General features: G+C 65.1%; 4 protein-coding genes. All 4 read left to right on the top strand.

Annotation, left to right across the window (positions count from 1 at the left end; all coding sequences use genetic code 11):
• The coding region (locus tag H0W40_RS18485) for an SEC-C metal-binding domain-containing protein (protein ID WP_292449192.1) at nt 1-882 on the top strand (882 nt) is incomplete at its 5' end.
• Nucleotides 883-1074: 192 nt separating this feature from the next.
• Nucleotides 1075-2316, top strand: coding sequence for a bifunctional glutamate N-acetyltransferase/amino-acid acetyltransferase ArgJ (argJ, locus tag H0W40_RS18480; protein ID WP_292449190.1), 1242 nt, complete (start codon nt 1075-1077; stop codon nt 2314-2316).
• Nucleotides 2317-2426: 110 nt separating this feature from the next.
• Entirely contained in the window at nt 2427-3665 is a 1239-nt protein-coding gene (locus tag H0W40_RS18475; protein ID WP_292449188.1) for a DUF6080 domain-containing protein, read from the top strand.
• A gap of 458 nt (nt 3666-4123) precedes the next feature.
• A partial coding sequence (locus H0W40_RS18470; RefSeq protein WP_292449186.1) for a DUF3683 domain-containing protein occupies nt 4124-6720 on the top strand: 2597 nt, incomplete at its 3' end.

The following is a 6720-nucleotide window of genomic DNA, read 5'->3' as shown; positions in this document are numbered from 1 at the left end:
GCCGGCATCGTCTCGCGCAGCATCGAAGGCGCCCAGCGCAAGGTCGAGGCACGCAACTTCGACGTGCGCAAGCAATTGCTGGAATACGACGACGTTGCCAACGACCAGCGCAAGGTCATCTACCAGCAGCGCAACGACATCCTGGAATCCGCCTCGCTGTCCGAGCAGATCACCAATCTGCGCCGAGGTGCCATGACCGACGTGGTGCGCACCTACGTGCCGGCGGAGAGCGTCGAGGAGCAGTGGGACCTGCCCGGCCTGGAGAAGGTGCTGCGCGACGAGTGGCAGCTCGAAGTGCCGCTGGTCGCTGAGGTGGACAAGAGCGAAGCCATCGACGCCGACGACATCGTCGCGAAGGTCACCGTCGCCGCCGATGCGGGCTTCACGGAGAAGGTAGAGATCGTCGGCGCCGAGCAGTTCGCCGGCTTCGAGCGCGCGGTGCTGCTGCAGTCGATGGACACTCATTGGCGCGAGCACCTTGCCGCGCTCGACTATCTGCGCCAGGGCATTCACCTTCGCGGCTACGCCCAGAAGAACCCGAAGCAGGAGTACAAGCGCGAGGCCTTCGAGTTGTTCTCGCAGCTACTCGACGTGGTGAAGATGGACGTGACGCGCCTGCTCATGACGGTGCGGGTGCGCAGCAGCGAGGAGGTGGTGCAGGCCGCCGCGGCGCTGGAGCAGCAGGCCGATCACATCAGCAACGTGACGTACACGCACCCGACCGACGACGGCGGCGTGGCCGTCGAGTCCGACGTCGCCAGCGAAGTCGCCACGCGCATGGCGGCTGCCCCGCAGACGCGGGTGCCCAAGGCGGGGCGCAACGACCCCTGCCCTTGCGGCAGCGGCAAGAAGTTCAAGCAGTGCCACGGCAAGTTGGCCTGAGGCCTCGCCTGCGCCGCTGAACCCGGCAGCCGTTGCGAAGCGACGGCACCCGCGAGGCTGAACCCGGCCGTGCAGCCCCGAGCGGCTGGGACTTCGTGGAACCGGGCTTCGGCCCCTTCTCCCGTTGGAGGGTCCGTCCCGCTAGGCGCCATGGGCTGCCTACAATTCGCGGCCACTGACCGAAGGACCGCCATGCCCGTCAACCTCGTCGCGCCGAACCCTGCCGATCTGCACGCCGTGGCGGGTGTCGAGATCGGCATCGCGATGGCCGGTGTGCGCAAGGCCAACCGGCGTGACCTCACCGTGATCAGGCTGGCCGAAGGTGCTACTGTGGCGGCCGTGTTCACGCAGAACCGCTTCTGCGCGGCGCCGGTGCAGTTGTGCCGACGGCATCTCGAGAACGCCGCCGGCACGCGTGCGCTGCTCATCAACACCGGCAATGCCAATGCGGGTACCGGCGAGGACGGCCTGGCCCGGGCCCGTTCGACCTGCGTCGCCCTTGCCGGCCTGCTGGGCGTCGCGCCCGAGCAGGTGCTGCCGTTTTCCACCGGCGTGATCATGGAAGCGCTGCCGATCGAGCGCATCGAAGCCGGCTTGCCCGCCGCCCTGGCGGATTGCCGCCCCGGCAACTGGGCGGCGGCCGCCGAAGCCATCATGACCACCGACACGGTCGCCAAGGCCGCCTCGCGGCAGATCATGATCGGCGGCGCGACCGTCACCGTGACGGGCATCGCCAAAGGCGCCGGCATGATCCGGCCCAACATGGCGACGATGCTCGGTTTCGTCGCAACGGATGCCAAGGTCGTGCCGCCCGTCTTGCGCGCGCTCGTTCGTGAAGCCGCCGACCGCTCCTTCAACCGCATCACCGTCGATGGCGACACTTCGACCAACGACAGCTTCGTGCTGATCGCCTCGGGCCAGGCGGGCCATGCCGAGATCACAAGACTCGATTCGCCCGAGGGCGCAGCCCTGCGTGACGCGGTGATTGCCGTCGCCGAGCAGCTCGCCCAGGCCATCGTGCGCGACGGCGAGGGTGCAACCAAGTTCATTACCGTGCACGTCGATGGCGGGCGCAGCGAGGACGAATGCCGACTCGTGGCTTATGCGATCGCCCATTCCCCGTTGGTCAAGACGGCGTTTTTTGCGAGCGACCCAAACCTCGGACGCATCCTGGCCGCAGTCGGCTATGCCGGTATTGCGGACCTCGATCAGAATCTCATCGACCTCTACCTCGACGACGTGCATGTTGCGACGAAGGGCGGTCGCCATTCGCATTACCAAGAGGCCGACGGCCAGCGAGTGATGAAGCAAAGCGAGATCACGGTTCGGGTTGATCTGCACCGTGAGGACGGACCGAACCGTGCACAGTCGACGGTGTGGACCTGCGACCTTTCGCACGACTACATCACGATCAACGCCGACTACCGCAGCTGAAAGCCCGCATGCAAGGGCTTGAAGAATCGCTACGGAACCCTCGGACGTCGCGGAAGGCTACCGTTTCGCCAAGCCAACCCTCTTTGAGACAAGTCTTCAGAACGCCGGATTTGATCGTCATCCTGCTGTTGTTCTCAGCGGCTGCAGTGATGCTCATCCTGGTTACCGCTCACTTTTCCGAAGCAATCGTCGAGAGATCACTTGGCGGACGCTGGTTTCAGTCGGATGGTTGGCGTGTCTACGACGATATGGTCACCTTCGACGCGGAGCACTACCGAAACCACCTCCGACCGCTCTTTTCCTTGCTAACCCTCCCAGTCACCACGCTTGCAATGTGGCTGACGGGCATCAGTCCCATTCAGGCGATCTGGGGGTTTAATGCTTTCTGCTTTGGCGTCTGGACAGTCGGCATCTACGCCGTAGTCCGGCTGACAGGCCTTTCCTTGCTTGCCTCGACGTTGATGGCGCTGATGGCTATGAGCAGCTCGGCCGCCATGTTCTGGTTCATCGTTCCCGAGACGTATGGCCTGAGTTCACTGTGCATTGTGCTGAGCCTGGTTGTCGCCGCGATTCATGTTCGAAGAGACGTCGGCAACGGCGTTCTTGTGCTCGTGGGGGTATTGCTTGCAGGAACTCTCGTCACGAACTTGCTTGTTTCCGTGGCCTTGAACTTTGCATTCAAGGCACGCAGAGACGCGATCCGTATCTCCGTGTTGGTTGTCATTGGTTTCTTTGTAGCTTGGGCCCTGCAGAAAGTCATTTTTCCCGCAGGCGCCCAGTTTCCCCTTAAGAAGCTTTCGCAAGAGCAGGCCTACGTCCTCCCTTCGGAGCAAGGCGGTCTGAACTGCAGCCTGTGGGGAGAGCTGGTCTCTCCCATGTTGGCCCCAGAGGTAGCACTTTTTGCAGGGAAGAAGGAGAGGACCGGCGAACGCCTTACGGTGCAGTGCGGCGAGACGGTTGAGCAGTTCGGCTACGTCGCCGCTGGGCTGATATGGATTGGTCTTGTGATCTACGGCGCGGCGTCTCTCAGGCGTGCGTGGCGCCTAAGTCGATTCTTTTGGTTCGTCGCTGCTTCGCTTGGAGGGCAGATACTGCTGCATCTTCTGTATGGAGAAGAGACTTTCCTCTATGCGCTTCACTTCGTGCCGCTGCTTCTGGTGTTAGCCAGTGGGGCCTTACTGGCGAACCAGCGTTCAGGTTCGAAGCTTGCTGCGGTAGCTGCACTAACGGTTTTTGCGGCCGTCAGCAACGCGTCGCATCTGACTTCTGCTCTGAATAGCCCAAGTTCCGGTAATGACGATGAACGTATGACAACCCGACCCGGGAGCCGTAACGAGCCAGGCATGTAGTCGGCACGTGACATCGGCCACCTTGTTAACGGTGTAGGCGAGGATGCGCATTCCTGCCCCATGGTCCGCGGCGATGTTGGCTAGTGTGAGCGCGGGATGATCGATGATGCCCGCAACGCAGCCGAGCGCAAATGCACGGTCCAGCCAGGTGCCGTCGAGCCGCTCGAACAGCAGTGCTCGCGGGCAGTCGCGGTGCCGCATGGCGGCCTGAGAGTCAAGTCGCACTCGGCCATCGCAACTCGAGCGCCCGGCCGGCACGGAAGGCGGCCAGCGTGTTCTCGGGCGCGTGCGAACCGGCACCCCGGTGGGCGATCCAGAACGGATAGGGCCAGTTCGACTTGCCGCATGCTAGCCAGCCGCCTCGGGTGTGCGTTGGCTTGTCTAGGGGAAACGGGAATTTGCTGCACTGCGATAGCATTCCGCGTCAGGGGCTTGCCTGTCGCTGCCGCCTGGTGACCATGAACGCACCGCTCCCCCTTCACACCATGACCGTGGCCGCTCACACCGCCCGGCCGCGCCTGCGAGAGATTCCCTACAACTACACTTCCCTGTCAGACCGCGAAATCGTCATGCGGTTGCTTGGAGTGCGGGCCTGGGAGGTGCTCGACCGGCTGCGTGCCGAGCGCCAGACCGGCCGCTCGGCCCGGATGTTGTACGAGGTGCTCGGCGACATCTGGGTAGTGCAGCGCAACCCGTACCTGCACGATGACCTGCTCGACAACCCGCGCCGCCGCAAGCTGCTGGTCGAGGCCTTGCATCACCGGCTCGGCGAGGTCGGGAAGCGCCGCGCTGCCGGCACCGACGCCGCTTCGGCCGAGCGCGATGCGTCGGTCGGCGAGCTGCTGGCGCTGGCCGGTGAGGCGGTGCAGCGCTTCGCGGCCGGCTTCGAGGGCATGGCCGCGCTGCGCAGGCGCACGCTCAAGCGCCTGGGCCGCCACACCGCGCGCGACAACATCAAGTTCGACGGCCTCTCGCGCGTCTCGCACGTGACCGATGCGACAGACTGGCGCGTCGAGTACCCATTCGTGGTGCTCACGCCGGACACCGAAGCCGAGATGGCCTCCCTGGTGGCTGGCTGCATCGAGCTGGGACTCACGATCATTCCGCGCGGCGGCGGCACCGGCTACACCGGCGGCGCGATACCGCTCACCTGGAAAAGCGCGGTCATCAACACCGAAAAGCTGGAGGCGATGACCGAGGTGGAATGGGTCGAGCTGCCTTGCGTGGATCAGCCGGTGCCCACCGTCTGGACCGAGGCTGGCGTGGTCACCCAGCGCGTGATCGAAGCGGCCGAACGCGCCGGACACGTGTTCGCGGTCGATCCCACTTCGGCCGAGGCGAGCTGCATCGGCGGCAACGTCGCCATGAACGCGGGCGGCAAGAAGGCCGTGCTGTGGGGTACCGCGCTCGACAACCTGGCGAGCTGGCGCATGGTCACCCCCGATGCCAAATGGCTCGAAGTGGTGCGCATCAACCACAACCTCGGCAAGATTCACGACGCGCCGGTGGCTAGCTTCAAGCTGCACTACTTCGAGGCCGACGGCAAGACGCTCGTGCGCACCGAGCGGCTGGACATTCCCGGCGCGGTGTTCCGCAAGGAGGGCCTTGGCAAGGACGTGACCGACAAGTTCCTCGCCGGCCTGCCGGGCATCCAGAAAGAAGGCTGCGACGGGCTCATCACGAGCGCCCGGTGGATCGTTCACGAGATGCCGGCACACGCGCGCACCGTGTGCCTGGAGTTCTTCGGCAACGCGAAGGACGCCGTGCCGAGCATCGTCGAGATCAAGGACTACATGTTCTCGCTGCACCATGCGAGCGGCGTGGGCGTGGGCGAGGGCGGCGAGCCGGCGTCGAAGGTGGTGCTGGCAGGTTTGGAGCACCTAGACGACCGCTACCTGAAGGCGGTGGGCTACGCCACAAAAAGCAAGCGCGGCGGCCTGCCGAAGATGGTGCTGGTCGGCGACATCGCGGGTGACGACGCCGACGCCGTGGCGCGTGCCGCCAGCGAGGTGGTGCGCATCGCCAATTCGCGCGCCGGCGAAGGCTTCATCGCGGTGAGCCCCGACGCCCGCCGGAAGTTCTGGCTCGACCGCAAGCGCACCGCAGCCATCAGCAAGCACACCAACGCCTTCAAGATCAACGAGGACGTGGTGATTCCGCTGCCGCGCATGGGCGAGTACACCGAAGGCATCGAGCGCATCAACATCGAGCTGTCGCTGCGCAACAAGCTCGCGTTGATCGATGCGCTCGAAGCCTTCTTCTCCGAAGGCTCGCTGCCGCTGGGCAAATCCGACGACGCCGGGCAGATCCCCAGCGCCGAGCTGCTGGAAGACCGCGTCCAGCAGGCGCAGGCGCTGCTGCACGAGGTGCGGGCGTTGTGGCACGGCTGGCTGCACGGCCTGGACACCGTGCCGGCCGGCACCCAGCGCAGCCTCTTCGAGCAACTGCAGGACCACAGCCTGCGCGCCTCGTGGAAGTCGCAGGTGCGCGCGCCGCTGCAGGCGATCTTCGCCGGTGCCGCCTTTGCGCCGGTGCTGGTCGAATGCCAGCGCATCCACGGTGAGGTGCTCCGAAGCCGCGTCTGGGTGGCCCTGCACATGCACGCCGGCGACGGCAACGTGCATACCAACATTCCGGTCAACAGCGACGATTACGAGATGCTGCAGACCGCGCACGAGGCTGTCGCACGGATCATGGCGTTGGCGCGCCGGCTGGACGGTGTGATCTCCGGCGAACACGGTATCGGCATCACCAAGCTCGGTTTCGTCACAGATGCCGAGCTGGCCGACTTCAGTGCCTACAAGCAAAGGGTCGACCCCGAGGGCCGCTTCAACAAGGGCAAGCTGCTGCGCGGCGACGCTCTGCGGGCGCTCGGCGATGAGAACGTGCATGCCGCCGATCTGAGCCACGCCTACACGCCGAGCTTCGGCCTCATGGGGCACGAGTCGCTGATCATGCAGCAGAGCGACATCGGCGCCATCTCCGACTCCATCAAGGACTGCCTGCGCTGCGGCAAGTGCAAGCCGGTGTGCGCCACGCACGTGCCGCGCGCCAA

It is taken from the genome of Methylibium sp., assembly GCF_013817345.1.
Classification (GTDB): Bacteria; Pseudomonadota; Gammaproteobacteria; order Burkholderiales; family Burkholderiaceae_C; genus Methylibium.
Note: the sequence above shows the minus strand (reverse complement) of the source record. Positions and strands in the feature narration are given on the sequence as shown.

Coding starts and splice junctions, on each gene's coding strand:
- argJ (WP_292449190.1), top strand. CDS start 1,075: ATGCCCGTCAACCTCGTCGCGCCGAACCCTGCCGATCTGCACGCCGTG.